Below are 25,560 nucleotides of genomic sequence, written 5' to 3'. Positions count from 1 at the left end.
CCTAACCGACACCACCGACAGAAAGGAGGATGGCGCATCTTCTCCCCCGCGGACGAGGGAGTATTCGCGCCAGACACCAGATGACGACTGCGCAGCATTCCGGCATCGACCTGACCTATCTCGACGCGGGCACGCGCCCGCAGGACGACCTGTTCGTGCACGTCAACGGCAAGTGGCTGGACGAGTACGAGATCCCGGCCGACCGCGCGGTGGACGGCGCGTTCCGCACGCTGTACGACAAGGCCGAGGAGGACGTGAAGACGCTCATCCAGGAGGCGTCCGAGTCCGGCGCGGCGCACGGCACGGACGCGCAGAAGATCGGCGACCTGTACTCGAGCTTCATGGACGCCGACGCCGCCGAGGCCGCCGGGCTGACCCCGATCGCCGAGGAACTGTCGGCGGTCGCGAACGCGGCCGATCTGAGCGAGCTGGCCGGGATCGTCGGGCGCCTGCAGCGCACCGGCGTCGGCGGTGCGGTCGGACAGTACGTCGACACCGACGCGAAGAACTCGGGGCGCTACCTGGTGCACTTCACGCAGTCCGGCATCGGCCTGCCCGACGAGTCGTACTACCGCGAGGACAACTACGCCGAGATCCGCGACGCGTACCTGACGCACATCCGGAAGATGTTCGAGCTGGCCGGCGTCGAGTACGACGCGCAGCGCGTGTTCGACCTCGAGACCGCGATCGCCGCTGGCCACTGGGACGTCGTCAAGCGCCGCGACGCGGAGCTGAGCTACAACCTGGTGACGCTGGACGACCTGCAGTCCAACCGCGGCGGGTTCGACTGGGCTGCTTGGATTTCCGGCCTGCATGCCACGCCTGAGCAGCTGGCCGAGATCGTGGTTCGTCAGCCGAGCTTCGTCGAGTCGTTCACCGAGCTGTGGACGTCGCGTCCGATCGAGGACTGGAAGGCCTGGGCCACGTGGCGGATCCTGCACTCGCGGGCGCCGTACCTGACCGAGGCGCTCGTCGCGGAGGACTTCGCGTTCTTCGGCACGACCCTCAGTGGCACGCAGGAGAACCGTGAGCGGTGGAAGCGCGGCGTCTCGCTGGTGCAGGACCTGCTCGGCGAGGCCGTCGGCAAGTTGTACGTGGAGCGGCACTTCCCGCCGGAGTCCAAGGCGCGCATGCAGGTGCTGGTCGCGAATCTGCAGGAGGCGTACCGCCGCAACATCTCCGACCTCGAATGGATGAGCCCGGAGACCCGGCAAGCCGCCCTCACGAAGCTCGAGAAGTTCGCCCCGAAGATCGGGTACCCGGACAAGTGGCGGGACTATTCGGCCGTGGAGGTCGACCCGGCCGATCTGGTCGGCAACTACCGCAGCGGCTACGCCGCCGACCACGACCGCGACATCGCGAAGCTGGGCGGCCCGGTCGATCGCGACGAGTGGTTCATGACCCCGCAGACCGTCAACGCGTACTACAACCCGGGGATGAACGAGATCGTCTTCCCCGCAGCGATTCTGCAGCCGCCGTTCTTCGACGCCGACGCCGACGACGCCGCCAACTACGGTGGCATCGGCGCGGTGATCGGGCACGAGATCGGGCACGGTTTCGACGACCAGGGCGCCAAGTACGACGGCGACGGCAACATGATCGACTGGTGGACCGACGACGACCGCACCGAGTTCGGCAAGCGCACCAAGGCTCTCATCGAGCAGTACAACGACTTCGAGCCCAAGGACTTGCCGGGCCATCACGTCAACGGCGAGTTCACGATCGGCGAGAACATCGGCGATCTGGGTGGGCTCTCGATCGCTCTCGAGGCGTACCGCATCGCTACCGAGGGCACCGCGGCGCCGGTGCTCGACGAGCTGACCGGTCTGCAGCGCGTCTTCTTCGGCTGGGCGCAGGTGTGGCGGACGAAGGCCCGCAAGGAGGAGGCGATCCGACGGCTCGCCGTCGATCCGCACTCGCCGCCGGAGTTCCGCTGCAACGGCGTGATCCGCAACCTCGACAGCTTCCACGAGGCGTTCGGGGTCGAGCCGGGCGACGCCCTGTACCTGGAGCCCGAGAAGCGCGTCAAGATCTGGTAGGCGCTTCGCGCCCGTGCACCTTTTTGGTAGCGGCCCCTACCGAAAGGGCGCACAGGCGCGACAGCGCCCCGCGTAGTCGCGCCTCCAGCCCTCCCGGGTGAGGACCGACTCGACCTCCTGGGCAACGACACACGGCATGCCGCCGACCTCGTCCATCCCGTATACCAGCCGCGGGCGATCGGCGAGTTCGGCGGCGTTGTCGCGCCGACGGTCCCGGAACTGGACCTCGCGCATCGAGTGCGCCCAGCGGCCATCGAGTCGAACGATCAGCGGTACACCGCACCCGGAATAGTCGACGTCCTCATAGAGCGTGCGGCCGTCCACGATCACCGGGCCCTGGCGACGCGCGGGCGGCAACCCGTGCGCCTGTTCGACGTCGACCGCGTAGTGGTACTCGAGCACCGACTGCACACCGTCGGCGAGGAGCGCCACTGCGCTGTCGAGTGCACGACGGTAGCGGCGTGGACGCCGCTCGTTCATCCGTTGCCGAATGTCGGCCAACCGGATTCGCGAATTGGTGACGGTCGTGATCAGCGATACGTAGGCCTGTCGCGCGCTCGACTCGGCGATCGCGACATCCAGGGCGGTGTCCGCTTTCGACGTCCTCGGGCGCATCGCGTCGACGCCGATATGCCGATGCGCGCGCGACCGATGCACGACGACCCCGGGGTGCAGGAGCGATCCGGGCCGGAGCACGGGGTGCGTGGACGCCCGCGCGGGCAGCGTCTCTGTTGCCGCCTGTGGCCGAGACGACTTGCCGTACGGCACCGTCACGTGAACCGGCACAGTCTCGTCGACCTCGAACATCCCCCATTCCTCGACAGCGGTCCGATGGCTGAGCATCGCGTGGTCACCGCCGTAGAGCAGTGCGGCCGACAGCGTCATCTCGCGGGTCAGCGGGCCGTTCGTCACGGCGTAGACGCCTTGAAGGACGCGACGCCACCGTCCTGTGTCCAGTAGGTGCCGGACGCGTCCACGGCCGTAGCCCAGCACCTTGACCTGAGGTTGAGTGACCATCCCGCACTGGGCGTCCACGAGGCGCTGGAGGTCGGAGTGCTCGAATGCAGTCATGACCGGAGCGTGCGTGGTGATCACGACAAGATCCGGTCGTGGCAGGGAAGTTGTCCACAGCCCCTGTGCGCCTTTTCGGTAGGGCCAGCTGCCAAAAAGGCGCACAGGCGGCGCAGCCGCCTAGCGCGCGTACATGATCACGCCGACACCGCACAGGCAGATCAGCGCACCGATGATGTCGTAGCGGTCGGGCCGGAAGCCGTCCATCACCACCGCCCACAGCAGCGAACCCGCCACGAACACACCGCCGTACGCGGCGAGGATGCGCCCGAAGTTGGCGTCGGGCTGCATCGTCGCCACCAGTCCGTAGACGCCGAGCGCGATCATCCCGGCGCCGACCCACAGCCAGCCGCGGTGTTCGCGCACGCCCTGCCACACCAGCCAGGCGCCGCCGATCTCGAACAGCGCGGCCAGGACGAACAGCAGGAGCGAACGCGTCGCGGTCATGGCACGGATTATGCGGGAACGGTCACCGCAGCCGCTCGTCCGAGTACGCCGAGAAGAACCGGATCTCGTCGAGCTTCGGCAGCAGGTGCAGCTCCTCGCCGGGACGCACCGAGACCTTCCGGTCGACGCGGATCACCACCCGGCCGCCCCGGCTGGTCCACGTATCGTCCGTCGGATCGGCCTTGACCGCGTGGACGAACGATTCGGCGCCGAGTTCCTCGAACAACTCGGCGGCCACCGTGAGCGCACCCTTGCGCCACTCCCCCACCAGGGTCCACGACTCCGGGCGGATCCCGACCACGACGCGCTCCTCTCTGCGCGCAGACGCGGGCAGGGGCACGCGCAGGTCGCCCAGAACCGCGGTCGACCCCTCCACCCGCGCCTCGAGCAGGCTCATCCCGGGAGAGCCGATGAATCCCGCGACGAACGTGTTGACCGGGTCGTCGTACAGTTCGCGCGGACGCGCGATCTGCTGCAGCCGGCCGTCGCGCATGACCGCCACCCGGTCACCCATGGTCATCGCCTCGACCTGGTCGTGCGTGACGTAGACGGTCGTGGTGCCCAGACGCCTCTGCAGACCGGAGATCTGGGCACGCGTGCTCACCCGGAGCTTGGCGTCGAGGTTGGAGAGCGGTTCGTCCATACAGAACACCGCGGGATGCCGGACGATCGCCCGTCCCATCGCGACACGCTGCCGTTGTCCGCCGGACAGCTTGGCGGGCTTGCGATCCAGCAGTGGCTCGAGTTCGAGCATCCGCGCGGCCTCGAGGACGCGCGCGGTGCGATCGGTCTTGTTCACACCGGCGTTTCGCAGCGCGAAGCCCATGTTCTCGGCCACCGTCATGTTCGGGTAGAGCGCGTAGTTCTGGAAGACCATGGCGACATCGCGCGCCTTCGGCGCCACGCCTGTGACGTCCGCTCCGCCGATGCGGATGTTGCCGGTCTCGACGGATTCGAGACCGGCGAGCATCCGCAGGCTCGTGGACTTTCCGCACCCGGACGGCCCGACGAGGACCACGAACTCGCCGTCCGCGATGTCGAGGTCGAGCCGGTCGACGGCTGGTCGCTCGCCGCCCGGGTAGCGGTGGGTAACCGACGAGAACTGCACGTGTGCCATGGTTTTCCTTCTGCGTTTCTACTACTGGGGCAGCTTCGGGGCGATTTGCCGGTCGATCGTCTGCTGCAGCTGCGCTGCCACCGAGGCGAACGTCGACTTCACGTCGGCGTTCTGCAGCGCGATCTGCTCGAGTCCGGTGCCGATCATCTGGTCGCCGCCCGGGACGAAGACGCGGGCGTAGTCCTGCGACCGCGTGTGTGCGAGCTGCTCGACAGCCGTGCGGGAGTTGGGGTTCGCGTCCAGGAACGCCTTCATCGACGGCACTTCCACCGCGGACTTGCGGACCGGCATGTAGCCGACGTTCTGTGAGAAGTACGACGTGTTCTCGGCATTGGTGATGAACTCGATGAACTTCAGTGCGTTCTTCTTGCGCTCGTCGGAGATGCGCGACGGGATCGCGAGCCCGGCGCCACCCGTCGGGCAGCCCGGACGTCCGTCCGACGTCGGCAGGAACGCGGTGCCGAAGTCGAAGGCTGCGGACTTCTTGATGCCCGACAGGTCTCCGGTCGACGCGATCGTCGAGGCCAGGATCCCGGCGCCGAACTCGTTCGCGATGTCGCTCGACACCGCCGCGTACTTCTTCTGGAAGACCATGTCGCGCAGGAAGTTGCCGGCCTCGATCGTCTTGGGGTCGTCGAACTTGAGCGTCCACTGGTCGGAGTACGCACCGCCGAAGGTCCAGATCGGGCCCTCGTAGGTCCAGCCCAGGTAGTTCTTGGCGTTGCCCCAGCCGTGCGCCAGCTTGCCGTCACCGACGACACGCTGCAGTTCAGGACCCCACTGGTCGAACTCCTGCCACGTCGCGGGGCCACGGTCGGGCAGCCCGGCCTGCGACCAGATCTGCTTGTTGTAGTAGAAGATCGGGGTCGAGCGGGCGTACGGAAGCGCGAAGTGCTTGCCCTGGAACAGGTAGTCGGCGAGCAGCGAGTCGACGTAGTCGGACGCGTTGACACCCACCTCGCCGAACAGCGGGTCGAGCGGCTCGATCGCACCGGTCAGCGCGTAGTTGAACCACCAGACATCGGACAGCACAACCACATCCGGCAGTGCCCCACCGGAGAGCGCGGCGTTGAACTTCTGCGAGACCTCCTCGTAGTTCTTGCCGCCGTCCACCAGGTCGACCTTCAGATCGGGGTACTTCGCCTCGAAGCGCTTGATCAGTTCCCGCTCGACGTCCTGGGACTTGCCGGGATGGTTGGACCAGAACGTGATCGTGTTCGAGCTACCCGAGCTCGACGCGCTCGAGCTCGACGAACCGGAGCCCGATCCCGAACCTGCGCATGCGGTCAGCGCGGCCCCTGCCGCGAGCGCCCCGGTCAGTCCGAGGAAGCCACGGCGATTGATGTGTGCCATTTCGTCAGTGCCTTTCATGCATGGTTCGAAAAGTCAGCCCTTGACCGCACCGGAGGTGAGGCCCTTGATCATGTGTCGTTGCAGGAGAAGGAAGATCACGAGGATCGGCAGCATCGTCAGCACGGTGCCGGCCATGACCGGACCCCAGTTGGTGAGACCGTCGTTGTTCTGCAACTGGGTCAGCCCGATCGGCAGCGGCGCCACCGATGCGTCGTCGGACATCAGGAACGGCCAGAGGTACTCGTTCCACTCGTTGACGACCGTGATGATCGCGAAGGCGACCATCGTCGGCCCCGACACCGGCAGCACGACCCGCCACAGCAACCGGAAGTGCCCGGCGCCGTCCATCCGGGCGGCCTCGATGATCTCCGCCGGGATCGACAGGAAGTGGTTGCGCATCAGGAATGTTCCGAAGGCGACGCCGGCGAGGGGAATGATGATGCCCTGGAAGGTGTTTCGCCATCCCCACTCCGCGACCAGCGCGTAGTTCGAGATCACCGTGATCTGGTTCGGGACCATGAGCGCCGCGATGATGGTCAGGAACACGACATTCTTGCCGGGGAAGCGCAGGAACACCAGCCCGTACGCGCTGAGGACACCGAGCACGAACTTGATCGCCGCCAGCGCCGTCGTGATGATGACCGAGTTCCGCAGGAACGTGGTGAAGGGTACCGAGGTGACCGCCTCGGTGTAGTTCTCGGGGTGGAAGGCACTCGGCCACCACGTGACCGGCTGCGTGTAGATGTCGGGCCGATCCTTGAACGACGTCATGACGATCCAGTACAGCGGCAGCGCCACCATCACCAGCGCACACGCCATCGCCAGGTAGCCGAACACCTTCAGCATGCGCTCGCGTCGGCGCTGCACACGCGTGTCGGGAGCGACGATCTCTGTGGGGAGCGCCCCGACGACGGAGCGCTGTTCGACGGCCGTCACGCCTGCTCACCCCGATCCATGACTCGCACCTGGTAGACGGTGATGGCGAGCAGCACCAAGAACATGATCGTCGCGACCGTCGCGCCGTAGCCGGCCCGGAAGTTGCGGAACGATTCGTTGTAGACCTGGTAGACCATCGTCGTGGTCCCGGTCCCGAGCGGGCCGCCGCGCGTCATGACGTTGATGATGTCGAACACCTGCAGCGAGTTGAGCATCACGGTGATCGAGAGGAAGAAGGTGGTGGGTCGCAACTGCGGCAACAGGACTCGACGGAAGCGGGTCCACATGCTCGCGCCGTCGATCGCGGCCGCCTCCGACAACTCCGGGCGCAGGCCCTGCAGCGCGGCCAGGTAGATGACGAAGGTGTAGCCCAGGTTCTTCCACATGTAGGTGACCGTCACCATGAACAGCGCCCACCCGGGCTCCTGGTAGAAGTCCGGCACCGAGGTGACGCCGACGCGGTGCAGGAGGTCCTGGACGAGCCCGAACCTGGGGTCGAACACGAACTGGAAGGCCACACCGATCGCAGCCCCGGAGATCACGAACGGCGCGAAGATCGCCGATCGAACGAGGTTGCGCCCCACGAGCTTGCGGTCGAGCAGCAGCGCCAGGCCCAGACCGAGCACCATCGATCCGACCACCGTCGCCAGGGTGAACACCACCGTGTTGGTGACGATCTGCCACGTGTCGTCGCGACTCCACCATTCCCGGTAGTTGTCGAGACCGATGAAGGTCGCCACCGGATCGGCGATGTTCCAGTCGAAGAACGAGAGCCGGATGTTGTCCACGAGCGGTCGGTACGTGAACAGGGTCAGCAGCACCAGGTTGGGGCCGACCAGGGCCACGAACAGCACATAGTCGCGCCACGGGCGGCCGAACAGGCCGCGGCCGGGTGACTGCGGGATGGTTCTCTCCGGACTCGATCTCACCGCCGCAGTGTTACCGTCGACTTCGAATGCCGGGTGAATGCACGCGACACGTGGCCTGAACGTCTCGGGTCGAAGTGTCCGGGAACGAAAACGGCGCTACGCGAATAGTTCTCGCGCAGCGCCGGTGTTCTCGCTTCAGTGCAGGTCAGCGGTTCCAGTCGCCGAGGCCGTCGGCGCCGCTCAGGATTCCGCCAGCGGTGTTCTCGACGATCACCGGGTCACCCTTCTTGGCGTTCTCGTAGAACCACTTGCCATCCTCGGTACTGACGTTGAGGCAGCCGTGGCTGACGTCGGTGTGGCCCTGGTCCGCGACCGACCACGGGGCGGCGTGGACGAAGATGCCGCTGTAGGAGATGCGCGTCGCGTACTCGACGTACGTCCGGTAGCCCTCGGGGGCGTCGATCGGCACGCCGTAGGTCGACGAGTCCATGTACATGTCGCGGTACTTCTCGCCCACGATGTACGTGCCGTTGGGGGTCTCGTGGCCGGGCTTGCCGAGCGACGTCGGCATCGTCTTGACCAGCTCACCGTTGCGGAAGACGCTGATCTGCTTGGTGTTGTCGTCGGCGTAGGTCACCAGCGCGTCGCCGATCGTGAACGTCGAGTGCGAGTCGCCGGCGTCGACGGTGACCCGGGTGCCGGCCGGCCAGAACTCGGTGGGCTTCCACCGGACCTGCTTGTCGTTGATCCAGTAGAAGCTGCCCGCGACCGGCGGGTCGGTGGTGACGCGGATGGCGCGCTCGGCGACCGCACGATCCCCGATCGGCTCGTTGAAGCCGACGATGATCGGCTGCGCGACGCCCACTACCTCGCCAGGCGCCGGGTTCAGCGAGGGGGCCGAGAAGTTCGCGGGGCCGATCGGCGCGAGCGCGGGCGCGACCGAGCCGGCCGGCAGCACCGCCTGGACCTCCGGCGGCAACTGGAATCCGGGCGGGAGCTGAACCTGTGGCAACTGGAATCCGGCGGGGAGCTGCAACTGCGGAGTCGGCACCTGGATGTCCGGGATCTCCACCGAACCACCTCCGAAGAGCGGTGCGGCCTGCGCCGGAGCGGCCAGAACCGCGCCCGCGGCGGTCGCGGTGGCGACGAGTGCCGCGGCGCGGGTGAACCAGCGGCGACCCCGGCCGGAGGCTGCGGTCGATGTGTCGGTCATGTGCGTACCCCTTGTCTACGCGCGTGCCCACCGCAGTGGGCAGCTGCCCCGTTTGTCCCATTAGACAGACTGGACAGCCGACCGACAACCTCGACCCGCTGTGACGTGCGTCAGCCCGCTTCGCCGCGGGCCGCTTCGAGCATCGCCGCGAGATCGACGATCTTGGTGCGCAGACGTCCGTTCTCGGCGCCGAGCACCCGCTCCTTCTTGTCGATGCGCTGCCAGCCCTGGAAGTCGATGACCTCGGGCTGGCGCTCACCGATCAGCTGCGTGAGGTGCTCCCCGTCGTGGCCGGGCTGCGTGAGCAGGCCGTTCGCGAAGTCGGAGAGCAGCAGGTCCACGGTGGCCGCGGAGCAGTGCTTGTTGGTGCCGATGACACCGGTGGGCCCGCGCTTGATCCAGCCGGCGACGTAGACGCCGGGGATCGGGGAACCGGACTCGGGATCGATGACCCGACCGTTCTCGTTCGGGATGACACCGCGACGATCGTCGAACGGGAGGTCGGCGACGGGCACGCCCTTGTAGCCGATCGAGCGGAGCACCAGACCGGTCTCGAAGGTCTCGGTGCGATCGGTGGGGCGCGCGCTCAGCTTGCCCGACTCGTCGGCGACGAGCTCGTTGCGCACGAGACGGATGCCCTCGACGCGCTCGCCGCCGAGGATCTCCTCGGGCGACGCGAGGTAGCGCAGCACGATCCGCTTGCGGCCGTCGGTCGCGGTTCGCTTGGCGAACTCCTCGACCTGACGCACCTTGAGCTTCTCGGACGGTTCCGAGTCGGGGCCGTCGATCCATGCCCGGCTGGCCGAGTCGAGGATCGCCTCGTCGGGATCGACGACGATGTCGACGTCGGCCATCTGGCCGAGCGCGATCAGCTCGGGGTTGGTGTACGCGGCCTGGGCCGGTCCGCGGCGGCCGACGATGACGACCTCGCGGATGTTGCTGCTGCGCAGCGCGTCGACGGCGTGCTGCGCGATGTCGGTCTTGGCGAGCTCGTCGGGGTCGGTGACGAGGATGCGGGCGACGTCGAGCGCGACGTTGCCGTTGCCGACGATGACGGCGCGCTCACCCGAGAGGTCGAACGTGCGGTCCGCGTAGTCGGGGTGGCCGTTGTACCAGGCCACGAACTCGGTGGCGGCGTGCGAGCCGGGCAGGTCCTCGCCGGGAACCCCGAGGTGACGGTCGCTGGCGGCGCCGACCGCGTAGATGACCGCGTGGTGGTGCTGCAGGAGCTCCTCGTGGCTGACGTGCTGACCGATCTCGACGTTGAAGTGGCACTGCACGGAGCGCTTGCTCAGCGCCGAGCGGAAGACGTCGGCCACACCCTTGGTGCCGGGGTGATCGGGGGCGACACCGGCGCGGACCAGGCCGTAGGGCGTGGGCAGCCGGTCGAACATGTCGACCTCGACCCGCGGGCGCGAGGTGAGTTCGATCGCGGCGTAGCACGCGGCCGGCCCGGAACCGACGATCGCGACGCGCAGCGTACCGAGGTCGGCGCTGAGCGAACGCGGCTCGGCGAGCTCCGGCCAGTCGGGGCCGATCGGGTGCTTCTCGAAGTAGGCGGCGTTGATCTCGGAGTAGACCGCGTGGGCCTCGCTCAGCTCGTTGTCGCCGAAAATCGCGTCGACCGGGCACTCGTCCACGCACGCGCCGCAGTCGATGCACGTCTGCGGATCGATGTAGAGCATCTCCGTGGTCGCAAACTCCGGCTCGTCCGGCGTCGGATGAATGCAGTTGACGGGACAGACGTCCACACACGAGGCATCATTGCAGCACGCCTGCGTAATCACATAAGCCACAGTTCTTCCCTACCTGTGAGTACCCGACCGAGACTGTCGTTCTCGGACAAGACTATAACGTGTTCCAGTTATGGTCGAGGTTCCGTACACGAGGGGACTTTCGGCCCACGATTTCCGTGCGCCGACCTAGTCGAGCCGGAACCCCACCTCGAGCGTCACCTGTGTGTGGGCGACAGTTCCATTCTCGATGTGGCCGCGGGTTTCGACCACCTCGAACCAGTCGAGGTTGTGCATCGTCTGGCTCGCGCGGTCGATGGCGTTGGCGATCGCGGCGTCGACGCCCTCGGTCGACGACCCCACCACCTTGATCACCCGGTAGACGTGGTTGCTCATCGGCAGACCTCCCTCACGAACGCACGATCTCCTGGGCCTCGGCACCGAGCCGAGCCAGTCGCAGGTCACCTAGTGCGGTGACGGCATTGCCGAGGCGGTTCGTCACGAACGCGAGCGCGAGGCCGGTCTCCGGGTCGGCGTACGCACCGGAGCCTCCGACCCCGTAGTGGCCGAGTCCGCGCGTCGGCTGGACGCGGCTCGCCAGGATCGGCGGGTGGTAGCCGAGGCGCCACGCGAGCTTGATACCGAGCACGTAGTCCCGGTCGCGGGTCTGCACCGCGCCCATCTGTTCGAGGGTTTCGGGCTTCAGGAACCGGGTGCCGTCGATGACACCGCCGTTGGCGATGGCGGCGTACATGCGCGCGAGGGACCGGGCGCTGAACACGCCGTTCCACCCGGGCATCACCGCATCGTGCACGGCGGGATTGCGGACGAGCTCGTCGAACCCGTCGGGCATCGCGGCTTCCGCCAGCCCGCGCAACGGGCCCATGTGGGCGAGCACCGAGGACGTGAACCGCCAGTCGAGTCCACCGGGGTTGATGTGCGGGAACAGCTTCGCGATCCGTGGCTTCTGGTCGGCCGGCACCTGGTACCAGAACTCGTCCACACCCAGGGGTTCGGCGATCTCCTCGCGGACGACCTGCGTGAACGGTTTGCCGGTGGCGCGCGATACCGTCTCGGCGACGAGCCAGCCGTACGTGACGGCATGGTATCCGGGGCCGCGCTGCCGGCGCGGATCGGGCGCCGCCGCCGCGAGCGCGTCGATCACGGTGTCGTAGTCGAGGAGGCCGAGCCGGCCCGGCACCAGTCCGCGAACCTTGTGCAGACCCGTGCGGTGGGTCAGCAGGTCGCGAATCGTGATGGACTCCTTGCCGGCGGCCGCGAACTCGGGCCAGTACGCGGCGACCGGGGCGTCGTAGTCGACGATGCCGCGCTCGGCCAGGCGGTGCGTGACGGTGCTGGCCACACCCTTGCCGGTGGAGAACGACAGGGCGACCGTGTCGCCGTTCCAGCGACGCTCCCGGTCCGCGTACCCGGCCCAGACGTCGAGGACCTTCTCGCCGTGCACGTACGCGACCAGCGCGCCGCCGCCGTTGTGCGGGTGTCGGTACATCGAGAAGAACCGGTCCGCGAGGGGCAGGAACCGGGGGTCGACCAGCATCTCGGTGCGCGCCGACGGATACGCCGGCACCGCCGGCATCCGTGCGGGGGCCGCAACCTGCGACACACTCTCGCGCTCGACCTGGATCGTCATGGCGGCCTCCGATCCCGCTCCCCACACCATTGTGATTGGCGCAGCCTACGGCCGGAAGGGCCTGCCGCGGAGCGAAACAGACATACGCGATGAGTCCGGCGAACATCCGCCCTGGTCAAGTGACCGACTAGGTTTCCTTCCGGTCGCGGTCGCGGCTCGGCTGCACGCGTTTGGGCTCGCCGGGCATCTTGGGATAGTTCGGCGGATACGGCAGATCGCCCAGGCCCGCGGCGAGGTCCCGCTCCGCCATCTCGAGCAGGCCGTCGAGCGAATGCGCGACGTCGTCGAGCGTCGCCATCGGGTCGCCGCGCCCCGCGAGCAGCGCCGGGACCGTCGCGATCGTGAAGTCGTCCGGTTCGACGGACTCCAGTTCGGCCCAGGTCACCGGCGTCGAGACGGTCGCAATCGGGGTCCGTCGGGCGGAGTACGCCGAAGCGATGGTCTTGTCCCGGGCGTTCTGGTTGAAGTCGAGGAAGATGCGCTTGCCGCGCTCCTCCTTCCACCACTTGGTCGTGGCCCGGTCACCGCTGCGGCGCTCGACCTCCCGGCACAGCGCGATCCCGGCGCGGCGCACCTCGACGAAGTCCCACCGCTGCTCGATCCGGATGTAGACGTGCAGGCCGCGGCCGCCCGACGTCTTCGGGAAGCCGATCAGACCCAGTTCGTCCAGCAGCGGGTGCAGGACGTCGAGCGCGACGCGTCGGGCGTCGCCGAAGTCCGTGCCGGGTTGCGGGTCGAGGTCGATCCGCAGCTCGTCGGGGTGGTCGACGTCGGGGCAGCGGACAGCCCACGGGTGGAAGGTGACGGTGCCGAGGTTCGCGGCCCACACGATGTCGGCGGCGCCGCGCACCCGCAGCACGTCGGCCGTGCGGCCCGACGGGAAGGTGACCTGGCACGCCCCGACGTGCTCGGGCCGTTTGGCCGGCACCCGCTTCTGGTAGATCTCCTCGCCCTCGACGCCTTCGGGGAACCGCTGGATGTGTGTCGGGCGGTCCCGCAGCGCCCGCAGCAGCTCCCCACCGGTCGCGACCTTGCGGTAGTACTCCACGAGGTGTCGCTTGGTGCCGCCCTCGGCGCCGAGCCGCGGGTAGTAGATCTTGTCCGGGTTGGACAGTCGGACGGCGACGCCGTCGACGTCGAGTTCTTCTGCCGGAGAACGCTTGGTGGTGGCCATGATTCAGTGCTCTCCTGTCAGGACGTCGGCGAGGTCGTAGCGCAGCGGGACCTCGAGCTGGTCGAACGTGCACGACTCCGGCGCCCGGTCGGGACGCCACCGCAGGAACCGGGCGGCGTGCCGGAAACGGACGCCCGCCTGGCTGCCGCGTTCGCCGAGCCCGCCTTCCATCTGGTCGTACGCGACCTCGAGCACCCGTTCGGGGCGCAGGGGGACCCAGCTGCGGTCGGCACTCGACCGCCACCGCGTGGCCTCGCCCTCGGCGACGACGTCGTCCCCCACCCGCAGCGGTTCGAGTTCGGCGAGCAGTTCGACGCGGCGCTTCGCGGTGAACGCCGACGCTCCGCCGACCATGTGCAGCTCGCCGTCGTCGTACAGGCCCAGCAGGATCGACCCGATGCCCGGCTGACTCTTGTGCGGCCGGTAGCCGATCGCCACGACATCGGCCGTCCGGGAGTGCTTGACCTTCACCATCTCCCGCTTGTTCGGCAGGTAGTGGCCGTCGAGCCGCTTGGCGACGACACCGTCGAGTCCGGCGCCCTCGAACGTCTCGAACCAGCGTTCGGCGGTCGTCGCGTCGAGGGTGGCCGCGGTGACGTGACAGCTCGGTCCGCCGCCCACGGCACCGAGCAATGCCGCCCGGCGCTCCGCGAAGGGTCGCTTCGTGAAGTCGTCGTCCCCGAGCGCCAGCAGGTCGAACCCGATGAACTGGGCCGGGGTCTCGGCGGCGAGCAGCCTCACCCGGCTGTCGGCGGGATGGATGCGCTCGGACAGCGAACCCCAGTCCAGCCGGGTGCGTCCGCCGATCTCGCGCGGCACCACCAGTTCGCCGTCGACGACGCACCGCGACGGCAACTCCGCGCGCACCGCGTCGACCATCTCCGGGAAGTAGCGCGCGAGGTCCTTGCCGCCGCGTGACCCGAACACGACGTCGTCACCGTCGCGGAACACGATGGCACGGAATCCGTCCCACTTCGGCTCGTACGACCACACGGGTTCACCGGCGGGTTGCTCGGGCACTCCGGATGCGGCCTTGGCCAGCATCGGTTGCAGGGGTGGCGCGATCGGGAGATCCACGGGGTCCATAGTGGCACCCGTTCGCCGTCTTCGCGCTGCGCTTCAGCATCAGTGTCGGCGACGCTCGTCGGTGCCGGCGACCTTACCGGTGCTGATAGCGAGCCGATTCCAGGTGTTGATCGTGAAGATCACCGCGAGGACGTGGGCGATCTCCGTGTCGTCGAAGTGCGCCGCGGCCTCGGCATACACGGCATCCGGCACTCCGCCTGCAATCAGCGTCACGGCCTCGGTCAGCGCGAGCGCGGCCTGTTCGCGCTCGGAGAAGAAGTGCCGAGCCTCGCGCCACACCGCAACCATGTGCAGGCGCATCTCGTCCTCGCCCGCCGCGCGCGCGTCACCCACGTGCATGTGCAGGCAGTAGGCACAGCCGTTGAGCTGGGAGGAGCGGATCTGGATCAGCTCGATCAGGGCCGGGTCGACGCCCTCGCGGGCCGCGGCGTCGAGACCGAGCAGGGCCCGGAACGCCTTCGGGGCGGCGTCGGCGAAGGTGAGTCGAGGGGCGGCAGTAGTAGTCATGACCACTACGGTAGGGAGCGAATAGACCACCCGAGAGGTGCATTCCGATGTCGAAATCATGGGTCAATTTCGCCGAACGGCTCGGCTCCGACCTGCACCTCGAGCTGACCGGAACCGGTTCGCGCCGAGCAGCTCTCGCGGAGGCGCTGCGCACCGCGATCCAGGACGGCCGACTCGCCGCGGGGACCGCACTTCCGCCCTATCGGTCGCTCGCGGCCGACCTCGGCATCGCACGGAACACCGTCGCCGCCACCTACTCCGAACTGGTCGCCGAGGGCTGGCTCACCGCACGGCAGGGTTCGGGCACCCGCGTGGCGGAACGCTCTGCGCCCCTCCCGCGGCCGCGCACGCCCGGGAGACCGACCACCGCGACCGCCGTGCCCGAGCACAATCTCCTGCAGGGACAGCCCGACGCCTCCGCCTTCCCGAGGAAGGCATGGGCGACCTCGACCCGCCGCGCGCTCGCGAACGCACCCAACAGCGCCTTCGGGCCCGGCGACCCCCAGGGGCGACTCGAGTTGCGGACCGCGCTCGCGCACTACCTCGCCCGCGCCCGGGGTGTGCGGGCCGAGCCCGAGCGCATCGTGATCTGCGCCGGATTCTCCGACGCCCTGCGTCTGCTGTTCGGCGGCGGCGTGCTGCGCGGGACGCTGGCGGTCGAGGCGTACGGTCTGGCGTTCCACCGCGCTCTGCTGGCGTCCGCGGGTGTCCGGATCGTGCCGCTGGGCCTGGACGAACACGGCTCCCGGACATCGGAACTGGACGACCACGACGACGTCCGCGCGGCACTGCTCACCCCGGCCCACCAGTTCCCGGTCGGTGGCCCGCTGGACCCGGTGCGCCGCCACGCGGCGGTGGAATGGGCACGCCGGCACGGCGGCACGGTGATCGAGGACGACTACGACGGTGAGTTCCGGTACGACCGCGAACCGGTCGGCGCGGTCCAGGCTCTCGACCCCGACCACGTCGTCTACGTCGGGTCGGCCAGCAAGAGTCTCTCGCCCGCCTTACGCCTGGGCTGGATGGTGCTGCCGGAACCGCTGGTCGACGCCGTCCTCGAGGTCAAGGGCCGGCGCGAACGGTGGACCGGCGTGGTCGACCAACTCACCTTCGCCGATCTGATTGCCTCCGGGGCCTACGACCGGCACGTCCGGCAGATGCGTCAGCGCTATCGGGCTCGCCGTAACAGTCTGGCCGCTGCTCTCGCCGAGCATGCACCGCACATCGAACCCACGGGCATCGCCGCGGGACTGCACGCCGTGCTGCGACTGCCGCCCGGCACCGAGGCATCGACCGTGGAAGCCGCTGCAGCGCAGGGAATTGCACTCGACGGACTCGCGGGCTACCGCCACCCCGACGCCGCACCCGCCTTCGACGGCCTGGTCGTCGGCTATGCGGCGCCGTCGGACCACGCGCTCACCCCGGCACTCGCCGCGCTGTGCCGGATCCTGCCGCCGCGCCCGTGAGCCGGGACGGACGTCGGCGCTGTTCGCCGGCTTCGACGAACAGCGCCGACGGTCGATCAGCCGTTCGACTCGACGGTTTCGAGCACCGAGACGACCGGCGTCGGATTGCGCGTCAGGTCCAGCACCGGGCAGTGCGCCTCGGCCGCCGCGTGCAGTTCCAGGTAGCGCTCGCGCGATTCCGGCCCGGTGATGGTCACGACCACACGGACCTCCCCGAATCCCGGGCGGACGGCGTCGTCGAACCCGAAGAAGCCGCGGACGTCGAGGTCACCCTCGGCGCGGGCCTTGATGTCGTCGACCCGGATGCCGAGGCGCTCGGCCCAGAACCGGTACGTCACCACGTGGCACGACAGCAGCGAGGCCAGGTAGTACTCGACCGGGTTGGGTGCGGTGTTCTCGCCGCCGAGGGCCGGCGGCTCGTCCACCTCGACGGAGTACTTGCCGAGCCTGACGGTGCTGGCGACGGCGTCGTGGGCCTGCGCCGACGCGCGGAAGACGACGTGCGCCTTGGTGGCGTCCTCGGAGACGGCGTCGCCGGTGGCGGCGACGATCGCGGAGAGATGCGTGACTGCTGCAGTGGTCATGGGAGGTACCGGTCCTGTCGGGTGCGTCGCCGGGCGCGCGAGGACGCCGCAGCGAGGTGGTTGTCGTGCGAGGCGGGGTCGATCAGGACCGCGGACAACCGGACGTGCACACCAGCGCGAAATCGACGTGGCGGCGCCGCGTCAGCAGCTCACCGGAGTCGATCGCGCGAGGGTCGGTCACAGTGGTGACTGTAACCGGCCGATCGGTTCCGGTGCCACCCGCTACAGCCAGCCGCGCTTCTTGAAGATCGTGTAGAGGCTGAAGCAGGTCAGGAACATCAGGATCAGCGCGAAGGGGTAGCCGCCCGCCCAGTGCAGTTCCGGGATGTTGTCGAAGTTCATGCCGTACACGGTGCCGATGAGGGTGGGCGCGAACAGGATTGCGGCCCACGACGAGATCTTCTTGATCTCCTCGTTCTGCGCATAGCTGGCCTGCGTAAGGTTGCGCATCTCCTCGTTCTGCGCCTGCGACACGAGCGTCGCGTTCACCGTCAGCATGTTCGCGAGCAAGTCCCGGAACCCGTCGACGCGCTCGACGACGGTGGTCGCATGGTCGGTGACGTCGCGCAGGTACTTCTGCAGTTCCTCGTCGGTCTTGTACTTGTCGAAGCCGGCGGACAGCGCCCGGAGCATGGCGAGCAGAGGCTTGGTGGCGCGCTGGAACTCGATGACCTCGCGGGAGAGTTCGTAGATGCGTCGCGACACCATCGGGTCGCCGCTGAACACCTCGGTCTCGATCTCGTCGATGTCGTTCTGCAGGCCGGCGACGACCGGCGCGTAGCCGTCGACGACGGCGTCGAGGATCGCGTAGAGCACCGCCTCGGGCCCGAGCTTGAGAAGTTCGGGATCGCTCTCCATGCGCGTTCGAACGTTCGACAGGTCCGGCGACTCGCTGTGCCGGACGGTGAGGACGAATGTGGGGCCGCAGAAGATGTGCAGCTCGCCGAAGTCGACGGTCTCCGACTCGTCGAGGTACCGCGCGGCACGGAGCACGACGAACAGGGTGTCGCCGTAGCGCTCGAGCTTGGGGCGCTGGTGCGCCACGATCGCGTCCTCGACCGCGAGCTCGTGGAGATCGAACTGCTTTGCCGCAGCGTGCAGTTGGGCGTCGGAGGGACGGTACAGACCGATCCACGCCATCGACGAGGCGTCCGGCAGGCTGTCGAGCGCCTCGGCGAGCGTGGCGGGCGAGGCGATGCGCCGACCGTCACGGTAGACGGCACTGTTGACCACGCTCGACTCCACCGCGCTGTGGTGCGGCGCGGGCGCGTGGCCCGGATGTCGCGGAGCCATCGAGTGTTCCGGCGAGACGACATCGTCGGCGGTCCCCGCGGCGCGCCGGGGCAGGATGGAGCGGATGGGGCGCTTCTCACGCATGAGCGAATACGGCTTTCAGGAAGGTCCGCGGCCGGCAATACATGCCGCCCGTCGTGCGGACACCAGTCGAGCACCACCCATCGGGATGGTGTGAATTGTCCTAGTTCAGCTGGTACTCGGAGGTTGGCTACTCATTACTAGCCCCACCTCCTCTTCCTCGATCCCGCAACCGCGCGGGCAACACGTGATACGAACGACGACACCCTACTCCGACAGAGTCTGGGCGGACAACCGGAGACGTCAGCCGATCCGCTCCATCTCGGAGCGGTAGCGGGCGGCATTGGCCACGTAGGTCGCGACACCACGCCGGATCTCCTCGCCAAAGGCATCCGGATTCGGGTGCGGCGCAACGGTTGCCGGAGCACCGAGCGCGCGGGAGCGTGGCGGGACGACGGTCCCCTCGGTCAGCAGCGCCGCCGCGCCGACGAGGCTGCCTGTGCCCACCACCACTCGCTGCAGGCACGTCGACATCGACCCGATCAGGCACCCGTCCTCGACGACCGCGCCCTCGAGGTGCGCGTTGTGCCCCACGACGCAGCCCGCACCGACGACGGCCGGATCGACGCCTCCGCACCTATCGTCAGGGCACCGACGACGACGGCGTCGGGATGCACGAACGCGCTGGGATGGATGTCGGGAACGAGGTCACCGAGACGGTAGATTGCCACGCGGAGAACACCTTTCGAACACGAAATGAACTTCTCGGGAAGTTCTACCCGGATTGCGACGAGCCTTCGGCATCGGCCCGGCGTTCGTGCACCCCGGAGACGAACAGGTCGAGATGGCCGCACGTGCCCCGCGCGGCGAGCACCTCGTCGCCCTGCTCGATCCCGTCGACGACGTGCTGGTGGTGCGCCGCCCCGAGTTCCGGTTCGTGCACGCCGTCGGTGAAGTCGTAGGTCGCCCGCAGCGGCTCGGAGATGCCGGCGAACAGTTCGTCGAGGACCGGGTTGTGGGCGGCGGCCACCACCGCGACGTGGAAGGCGAGATCGGCGTCGGCGAACGCGGCACCGTCCCCACTGCGGCCGGTCTCGTTACGCCGATCCAGGGCCTCACGCAGACGGCGGACGTCGTCGTCGGTGCGGCGGGCGCACGCGAGTCGCACGGCCTCGAGCTCGAGGGCCCGACGCACTTCGTAGACGTGCAGCATCTCGGAGACGGCGACCTGCCGGGTGAGCAGCCCACCGATGTCGGTACGGGCACGCACGAAGGTGCCCGCGCCCCGCCGGATCTCGAGGATCCCGGTCGATGTCAGGCACTTGATCGCCTCCCGGAGGGTGTTCCGCCCGACGCCGAGCAACTCCATCAGCTCCGGCTCGATGGGAATGCGCTCGCCCACCGCCCAGTCGCCCGAGGAGATCCGGGCGCGCATCCAGTCCAGCGCCTGCTGGTACGCCGATTCCTTCTGCACCACCGTCACCGGTTCATCCTCACACGACCTGCCGATACCCACCCTCACCAGCTTACATAGGACGTCCTACGTAGGATGTAGTCCGTGCGCCCGACCGTCACCCGCCCGCAGCCAGTTCCAGCCGATCACGTCGTCCGCGTACGCGAGGCGCCGACCGGGCGCTGGCCGGCCCGCCACTTCCACGGCATCGGGTACGTGCTGGCGATCCTGCTGCTGGGCACGAACATGCCGACCGCGTTGTACGGCGTCTACCGGTCCGAATTCGGGTTCAGCCCCGTCACGCAGACGGCGATCTTCGCGGTGTACGCGGCCGCCCTGGTGCCGACGCTCTTCCTGTTCGGACCGCTGTCGGATCGGATCGGGCGACGCCCGATCCTGATGATCGCGCTCCTCGCCGGAGTCGTCGGCGCGGCCGTCCTCGCGACCGCCGATTCGACGGCGTGGCTGTTCGCCGGGCGCATTCTGCAGGGAATCTCGGTGGGCGCCTGTTCGGCCGCCGGGACGGCCGCGCTGCTCGAGCACGTCCCGGCGCGCAACCCGGTCCGCGCGGCGCGCGCGGCGACCGCGAGTACCGCGCTGGGTGCGGCGCTGGGTCCGCTGTTCGCGGGCGCGATCGCCGAGTACCTCCCCTACCCGACGGTGCTCCCCTACGTGCTCTTCACGGTGGCCCTCCTCCCCGGCGTCGTCGCGTTGATGGTGCTGCCGAAGCCGGACGGCGGGGCGCGGACCACCGGCGGCCGCCTGATCGAACTGCCCCGCGTCCCTCGCGAGATCCGCTCGGTGTTCCTGCGCGCGACCTTCCCGTCCGCTGTCGCCTGGGCCGCCGTGGGGCTGTTCCAGTCGGTGGTGCCGTCGTGGGTCGCGGAGATGCTCGGCGTCTCCAACCTGTTGATCGGTGCCGGGACGGCCGCCCTCGTGATGTCGTGTTCGGTGGTGTCCCAGCTGAGCATGCGCGGGCTGGATCCGGTTGTCGCGCAGCGGATCGGACTCGGCCTGATGTTCGTCGGAATGGTCGGCGTGGTCGTCGTCGACCGGCTGCGCAGTCTGCCGTTGCTGTTCGTCGTGGCCGTCTCCGTCGGCGTCGGGCACGGCTTCGCGTTCGCGGGCGGAATGCAGCGGGTCGGTACAGCGATCGCGACGCGGGCACGCGACGCCGGCGGCTCCGTGCTCGCCGCCTTCTTCACACTCACGTACGTCGGGACCGGCGTGCCCGCGATCGCCGCGGGGCTCCTCATGACCTACCAGGGCACATCGGCTGCGGTTGCCGAGTTCGCGGCGGCGACAGCGCTGGCCTGCCTGATCGCACTGGTGCTCAACAGGACCCGACGCGGACCGGCATCGGACGTGGCTACGGAATGAGGCCCTGCCGCCGAGCCTCGACGACGGCCTCGTGCCGGCCGTGGACGTCGAGCTTGGTCATGATGTTGCGCATGTAGCTCTTGATCGTGTCGAGGCGCAGCCCCAGCCGCTGCCCGATCTCGGCGTTCCGGCAGCCGAGCGCGACGTGGACGAGTACCTCGAATTCCCGCGCCGACAGCGACACCTTGGCCGGCGCCGAGCCCCCGGTGGTGAGGCCGCGCAACTTCTGTTCCACGGCCTGCACCTCGGCGCTGAGGGCGGCGTCGTCGAGCCGGTCCGCGATCGAGCGCAAGGCCAGGTAGCTCTCGGTGATCCCCTCCGACACCCGCGGATCCCGGTGGGCCACCGGTTCGGTGCGCGCGTTGTCGATCATCGTGATCCGGCGGTCCACTTCGTCGCGGATCTCGATCTCGCGGGCGAGCTTGCGCGCCGACCGCATCACCGCCTCGGCCGTCACCTCACCGATCGGCAGGTTGGTGCGCAGGCCTCCGTACACCGCGGCGCGCGTCGTCCCGCGCACCACGACGGGGGCCGCGAGCAGCGACTCGATACCCTCGCTGGCCACCTCGTGGTCGTAGTCGTGTGTGATGTGCCGCGAGTTCGCGTAGTCCTGGACCGCGCCGGGCCGCTGCTCGGCCATCACCCGGCCGCCCAGGCCGCACGCGGTGTCGATCACGAGGTCGCGCAGCATCGTGCCGCGGGTCCCGACGAAGCCGGACAGCCGCATGCTTGGCCCGTCCGCCATGCCGCCGAACAGCACCGGTAGCGACGTGCTGGTGCGCAGGTACCGGAGTTCGGCGCGGATCGCGTCCTCGTCGCTCGGTCTCAGGGTGTCGGTCATCTGTTCGTTCGGAAGGCCCGGTCGGTTCGTCGGAAACGGTCGTCGGGCACCCGCCCGGATACCCACTTCAGAGGGTAGCGGCCCGCTCGCCGCACCCCATAGCGTCGGCTCCGACGGGCTGTAGCGCCCGTCACAGCGATGCCGGAGACCGGGCGAGGCCACACCGCCCGGGTCTCGTCACCACCAGCACCACGGAGGTACCCGTGCCCGAACTTTCCGCCTCGGCGAACCACACCCCGCTCAGTCCGCTGCGCTTCCTGGACCGTTCGGCATCGGTGTTCCCCGACAAGACGGCGATCGTCCACGGGGACCGCCGCTACACCTACCGCGAGTTCGCGGACGAGGCGGCGCAGCTCGCACGGGTCCTGCGGTCGCGGATCGAACCCGGTGACCGAGTCGCGTACCTGTGCCCCAACACCCCGGAGATGCTGATGGCGCACTTCGCGGTGCCGCTCGCGGGTGGCGTGCTGGTGGCGCTCAACTCCCGCCTGGCCGGACCCGAACTCGAGTACATCCTCGATCACGCCGGCGTGAAGATCCTCTTCGTGGACTCCGAGTTGGTGGACTCGGTGCGCACCGTGCGGGCGAACGTCGGCAGCGTCGCCGAGATCATCGAGATACCGGACTCGACGATCTCGCGCCCCGACGTCCCCGCCGGTGTGGTCACGGGCGTCTACGACGAGTTCCTCCGCAGCCGCGACGGGCTCACCGAGGAGCCGCTGCACTGGGGCGTGGACAACGAACACCAAGTCATCGCGATCAACTACACGTCCGGCACCACCGGAAAGCCCAAGGGCGTCATGTACACCCACCGCGGCGCCTACCTGAATTCGCTGGGCGAGACGTTCCACAACGGGTTCGACGGCAACACCAAGTACCTGTGGACACTGCCGATGTTCCACTGCAACGGCTGGTGCACCCCGTGGGCGGTGACCGCGGCCGCCGGCACCCACGTGTGCCTGCGGGCGGTCCGCGCCGACGCGGTCTGGGACGCGATCGACGACCTCGGCATCACGAATCTGTGTGGCGCCCCGGCGGTCTGCACCACCATCGCCGGCGCCGACCGGGCTCACCCCGTCGATGCCCTGCGCATCACCACGGCCGGCGCTCCCCCGTCGCCGACCGTCATCGGCCAGCTCGAGGCGCTCGGCATCACCGTCGTGCACGTCTACGGGCTCACCGAGGTGTACGGGCCGTACACGATCTGCGAGTACCAGGAGTCGTGGAACGACCGCACCCCCGACGAGCGGGCCGCGTTGATCTCCCGCCAGGGCGTCGGCATGGTGCAGGCCGAGAACGCGCGCGTCGTCGACGAGAACATGGTCGACGTGCCCGCCGACGGCGAGACGATGGGCGAGATCGTCCTGCGGGGCAACAACGTGATGCTGGGCTACTTCCGTGATCCCGAGGCGACCGCGCAGGCGTTCGCGGGCGGCTGGTTCCACACCGGCGACCTCGGCGTCATGCACGCCGACGGCTACATCCAGCTCAAGGACCGCGCCAAGGACATCATCATCTCGGGCGGCGAGAACATCTCGACCGTCGAGGTGGAGCAGGCGATCATCTCGCATCCCGCGGTCCTCGACGTCGCCGTGGTGGGAGTGCCGCACGAGAAGTGGGGCGAGCGCCCCAAGGCGTTCGTGCTCGTGAAGCCGGGGCAATCGGTGACCGCCGAGGAGATCGTCGCGCACACGCGCACGCTGCTCGCCGGCTACAAGGTGCCCGACGAGATCGTGTTCCCCCTCGACCTGCCGCGCACCCCCACCGGCAAGGTGCTCAAGTTCGAACTGCGGCGCTCAGAGCCAACCGGCTGACAGGATCCGGCCGACGTCGCCTTCGGGGTGTTCACGCACGCCGTAGAGTGCGCTCGCTCCGGCCCACAGCACCGTCCGCCCCAGGTAGTCGGGGTAGCGATCGATCATCGCGTCGAAGAAGTCGACGGCGGTGGTCTGGGTTCGCAACATCTCGTCGGCGTCGTCGAGGTACCGCCGCGTCGCCGCGATGGTGCGCTCGGCGTCGTCGTCGAGGTCCCGGTTCTGGTGTCCGCACACGATTCGCCGCGGCCCCAGCGCCTCGACCTTGTCGATCGCGTCCCGCCAGGGACCGAAGCCGCCGACGACCGCTCCTTCCCCGAGGTACTGGTGGACGCCGTTGTAGATCACGTCGCCGGCGACGACGAGCCCGAGGTCGGGGACGTTCAGGACGCTGGTGTCGTCGGTGTCGGAATGGCCGACCTCGACGATCTCCAGATCGTGTCCCTCGAGAGCGAAGCGGTTGCCCGGCACCGTCTCCGCCGTGACGGAGGTCGGCGGGATGTTCGTGTACACCTTGTCCCACACCACCGGCCGGGCCGCGATGTTGGCGTGCATCTGCGCGATCGTCCCCGGGCCGGCGACGACACGCGCGCCGAACCGTCGTGCCAGCATCTCGGCGGCGAACCAGTGATCGCCGTGGCCGTGGGTGATGAAGATGTCCGTGAGGTTCCGACTCTTCCCCTCGACCCAATCACCGAGCGCCCGAACATGATCCGTCGTGAATCCGGGATCGGTGAGAACCGCGTCCTCGGCTCCGTAGACGAGGGTAGCGGCGACGGGAGAGAACCTCTTGGGCTCCCCGTTGGGAAGTAGCCCGTTGTTCTGCGGGGGTGCGTCGTTGACGAAGACGGCGTAGCCGAGACTGTCGGTCGAGTTCATGGTCGCACCTGTCCTTCCATCGGGGCGCGACGCAGTTCCTGCGGACCGCGCCCCGGATGCAATCGAACGGTGTTGCCGTTCATCGAGATGCTCAGCTCCCCTCTCGAGGCGCTGGGCCCGCACCGCCCGCACCGTCAGCGTTCTGGGCTTCGACCGCCGTGACGCTCTTCACGAATGCCTTTCTCAGGACGCCCTTTCCGACGCTCCCGAGCACGGCGCCCAGGACCCGTCCCCGAAGGTTCTTGCCCTCACGAACCACGACGGCGTCCACTTCGGTGGTTCCGTCGGGCATCGGGGTCAGCGTGTAGACGTCGCCGGAGGCGCCGCCCCAGATGTTGGAGTCGGTGGTCTTCATGACGACACGGTGCGGATCGGACCAGTCGTAGTGCAGGGTTTCCCAGATTCCACCCGAGCCCTCCGTGACGTCGGCGTCGGTGGTGCCCTGATGGTGCACGACGAGGTAGTCGTCGTCGCTGTTGCCGAACACCTTCGAACGACCGGGACCGAAGTCCACGAGAGCGGCCAAGTACTGCTCGGGTGTCGAGGTGGTCTTCTGCGTGAAATGAAGGGTGGACATTGTCGTTTCTCCTTTGCTGGTTGCGTTCGTTTCCTCGGCATCGGCGACCATGCCCC

At 68.5% G+C, this 25,560-nt stretch carries 23 protein-coding genes and 1 pseudogene; 4 read left to right on the top strand and 20 right to left on the bottom strand.

Annotated features, from left to right (window positions below; genetic code table 11):
• Positions 1-80 precede the first annotated feature (80 nt).
• Complete coding sequence (locus tag ABI214_RS16370) at positions 81-2,039, top strand: M13 family metallopeptidase (protein WP_348603574.1); 1,959 nt, start codon at positions 81-83, stop codon at positions 2,037-2,039.
• A 36-nt stretch (positions 2,040-2,075) separates the two neighbouring features.
• On the opposite strand, the gene ABI214_RS16365 is transcribed toward ABI214_RS16370, so the two are convergent.
• From ABI214_RS16365 to ABI214_RS16305, 13 genes are all read right to left on the bottom strand, one after another.
• Complete coding sequence (locus ABI214_RS16365) at positions 2,076-3,110, bottom strand: hypothetical protein (protein ID WP_348603573.1); 1,035 nt, start codon at positions 3,108-3,110, stop codon at positions 2,076-2,078.
• A gap of 120 nt (positions 3,111-3,230) precedes the next feature.
• The gene (locus tag ABI214_RS16360; RefSeq protein WP_348603572.1) at positions 3,231-3,557 is read right to left on the bottom strand and encodes a YnfA family protein; all 327 of its coding nucleotides are present in this window, start codon (positions 3,555-3,557) and stop codon (positions 3,231-3,233) included.
• Between the two features lie 22 nt (positions 3,558-3,579).
• Positions 3,580-4,674, bottom strand: a complete 1,095-nt coding sequence (locus tag ABI214_RS16355) for an ABC transporter ATP-binding protein (RefSeq protein WP_348603571.1) — start codon at positions 4,672-4,674, stop codon at positions 3,580-3,582.
• 21 nt (positions 4,675-4,695) lie between these two features.
• A complete protein-coding gene (locus ABI214_RS16350) occupies positions 4,696-6,027 on the bottom strand; it encodes an ABC transporter substrate-binding protein (protein WP_348603570.1) in 1,332 nt (443 codons plus the stop codon).
• Between the two features lie 33 nt (positions 6,028-6,060).
• Positions 6,061-6,963, bottom strand: a complete 903-nt coding sequence (locus ABI214_RS16345; protein WP_408586849.1) for a carbohydrate ABC transporter permease — start codon at positions 6,961-6,963, stop codon at positions 6,061-6,063.
• Positions 6,960-7,892, bottom strand: a complete 933-nt coding sequence (locus ABI214_RS16340; RefSeq protein ID WP_348603569.1) for a carbohydrate ABC transporter permease — start codon at positions 7,890-7,892, stop codon at positions 6,960-6,962. The genes ABI214_RS16345 and ABI214_RS16340 overlap by 4 nt, the downstream gene beginning before the upstream one ends.
• 145 nt (positions 7,893-8,037) lie before the next feature.
• Positions 8,038-9,045, bottom strand: coding sequence for a L,D-transpeptidase (locus ABI214_RS16335; protein ID WP_348603568.1), 1,008 nt, complete (start codon positions 9,043-9,045; stop codon positions 8,038-8,040).
• 110 nt (positions 9,046-9,155) lie between these two features.
• Positions 9,156-10,841: an FAD-dependent oxidoreductase gene (locus ABI214_RS16330; RefSeq protein ID WP_348603567.1), complete on the bottom strand. Its 1,686-nt coding sequence runs from the start codon at positions 10,839-10,841 to the stop codon at positions 9,156-9,158.
• Positions 10,842-10,967: 126 nt separating this feature from the next.
• Positions 10,968-11,174: a dodecin gene (locus ABI214_RS16325; protein WP_280759655.1), complete on the bottom strand. Its 207-nt coding sequence runs from the start codon at positions 11,172-11,174 to the stop codon at positions 10,968-10,970.
• 13 nt (positions 11,175-11,187) lie between these two features.
• Complete coding sequence (locus ABI214_RS16320; RefSeq protein ID WP_348611681.1) at positions 11,188-12,375, bottom strand: serine hydrolase domain-containing protein; 1,188 nt, start codon at positions 12,373-12,375, stop codon at positions 11,188-11,190.
• A gap of 181 nt (positions 12,376-12,556) precedes the next feature.
• Positions 12,557-13,603: a DNA polymerase domain-containing protein gene (locus ABI214_RS16315; protein WP_348603566.1), complete on the bottom strand. Its 1,047-nt coding sequence runs from the start codon at positions 13,601-13,603 to the stop codon at positions 12,557-12,559.
• 3 nt (positions 13,604-13,606) lie between these two features.
• Positions 13,607-14,680 carry an ATP-dependent DNA ligase gene (locus ABI214_RS16310; protein WP_348603565.1) on the bottom strand — a complete coding sequence of 358 codons (1,074 nt, stop codon included), beginning with the start codon at positions 14,678-14,680 and terminating at the stop codon, positions 13,607-13,609.
• A 48-nt stretch (positions 14,681-14,728) separates the two neighbouring features.
• Complete coding sequence (locus tag ABI214_RS16305) at positions 14,729-15,196, bottom strand: carboxymuconolactone decarboxylase family protein (RefSeq protein WP_348603564.1); 468 nt, start codon at positions 15,194-15,196, stop codon at positions 14,729-14,731.
• A gap of 47 nt (positions 15,197-15,243) precedes the next feature.
• On the opposite strand from ABI214_RS16305, the gene ABI214_RS16300 reads away from it, so the two are divergent.
• Positions 15,244-16,662, top strand: coding sequence for a PLP-dependent aminotransferase family protein (locus ABI214_RS16300; protein ID WP_348603563.1), 1,419 nt, complete (start codon positions 15,244-15,246; stop codon positions 16,660-16,662).
• 56 nt (positions 16,663-16,718) lie between these two features.
• On the opposite strand, the gene ABI214_RS16295 is transcribed toward ABI214_RS16300, so the two are convergent.
• The 4 genes and pseudogenes from ABI214_RS16295 to ABI214_RS16280 all read right to left on the bottom strand — a co-directional run bounded on the left by ABI214_RS16295 (position 16,719) and on the right by ABI214_RS16280 (position 20,043).
• Entirely contained in the window at positions 16,719-17,246 is a 528-nt protein-coding gene (locus ABI214_RS16295; protein ID WP_348603562.1) for an OsmC family protein, read from the bottom strand.
• A gap of 222 nt (positions 17,247-17,468) precedes the next feature.
• Positions 17,469-18,539: a magnesium and cobalt transport protein CorA gene (locus ABI214_RS16290; protein ID WP_408587031.1), complete on the bottom strand. Its 1,071-nt coding sequence runs from the start codon at positions 18,537-18,539 to the stop codon at positions 17,469-17,471.
• Positions 18,540-18,863: 324 nt separating this feature from the next.
• Positions 18,864-19,291, bottom strand: a pseudogene (locus tag ABI214_RS16285) (gamma carbonic anhydrase family protein).
• 44 nt (positions 19,292-19,335) lie between these two features.
• Complete coding sequence (locus ABI214_RS16280) at positions 19,336-20,043, bottom strand: FadR/GntR family transcriptional regulator (RefSeq protein WP_348603560.1); 708 nt, start codon at positions 20,041-20,043, stop codon at positions 19,336-19,338.
• A gap of 75 nt (positions 20,044-20,118) precedes the next feature.
• Here ABI214_RS16280 and ABI214_RS16275 point away from each other — a divergent pair, with 75 nt between their 5' ends.
• Positions 20,119-21,393, top strand: a complete 1,275-nt coding sequence (locus tag ABI214_RS16275) for an MFS transporter (RefSeq protein ID WP_348603559.1) — start codon at positions 20,119-20,121, stop codon at positions 21,391-21,393.
• Here the strand turns inward: ABI214_RS16275 and ABI214_RS16270 are convergent.
• Positions 21,383-22,234, bottom strand: coding sequence for a helix-turn-helix transcriptional regulator (locus ABI214_RS16270; protein ID WP_348603558.1), 852 nt, complete (start codon positions 22,232-22,234; stop codon positions 21,383-21,385). The two genes, ABI214_RS16275 and ABI214_RS16270, sit on opposite strands and share 11 nt — an antisense overlap.
• 203 nt (positions 22,235-22,437) lie before the next feature.
• Here ABI214_RS16270 and ABI214_RS16265 point away from each other — a divergent pair, with 203 nt between their 5' ends.
• On the top strand, positions 22,438-24,048 hold the full coding sequence (locus ABI214_RS16265; RefSeq protein ID WP_348603557.1) for an acyl--CoA ligase family protein: 1,611 nt from the start codon (positions 22,438-22,440) through the stop codon (positions 24,046-24,048).
• Here ABI214_RS16265 and ABI214_RS16260 read toward each other — a convergent pair.
• Positions 24,031-24,927, bottom strand: coding sequence for an MBL fold metallo-hydrolase (locus tag ABI214_RS16260; RefSeq protein ID WP_348603556.1), 897 nt, complete (start codon positions 24,925-24,927; stop codon positions 24,031-24,033). The two genes, ABI214_RS16265 and ABI214_RS16260, sit on opposite strands and share 18 nt — an antisense overlap.
• A gap of 91 nt (positions 24,928-25,018) precedes the next feature.
• Complete coding sequence (locus ABI214_RS16255; RefSeq protein WP_348603555.1) at positions 25,019-25,504, bottom strand: hypothetical protein; 486 nt, start codon at positions 25,502-25,504, stop codon at positions 25,019-25,021.
• Between the last annotated feature and the right edge of the window lie 56 nt (positions 25,505-25,560).

It is taken from the genome of Prescottella soli, from assembly GCF_040024445.1.
GTDB classification, from domain to species: Bacteria; Actinomycetota; Actinomycetes; order Mycobacteriales; family Mycobacteriaceae; genus Prescottella; species Prescottella soli.
The sequence above is the reverse complement of the archived record's forward strand: the minus strand, read 5'-3'. Positions and strand labels throughout refer to the sequence as shown.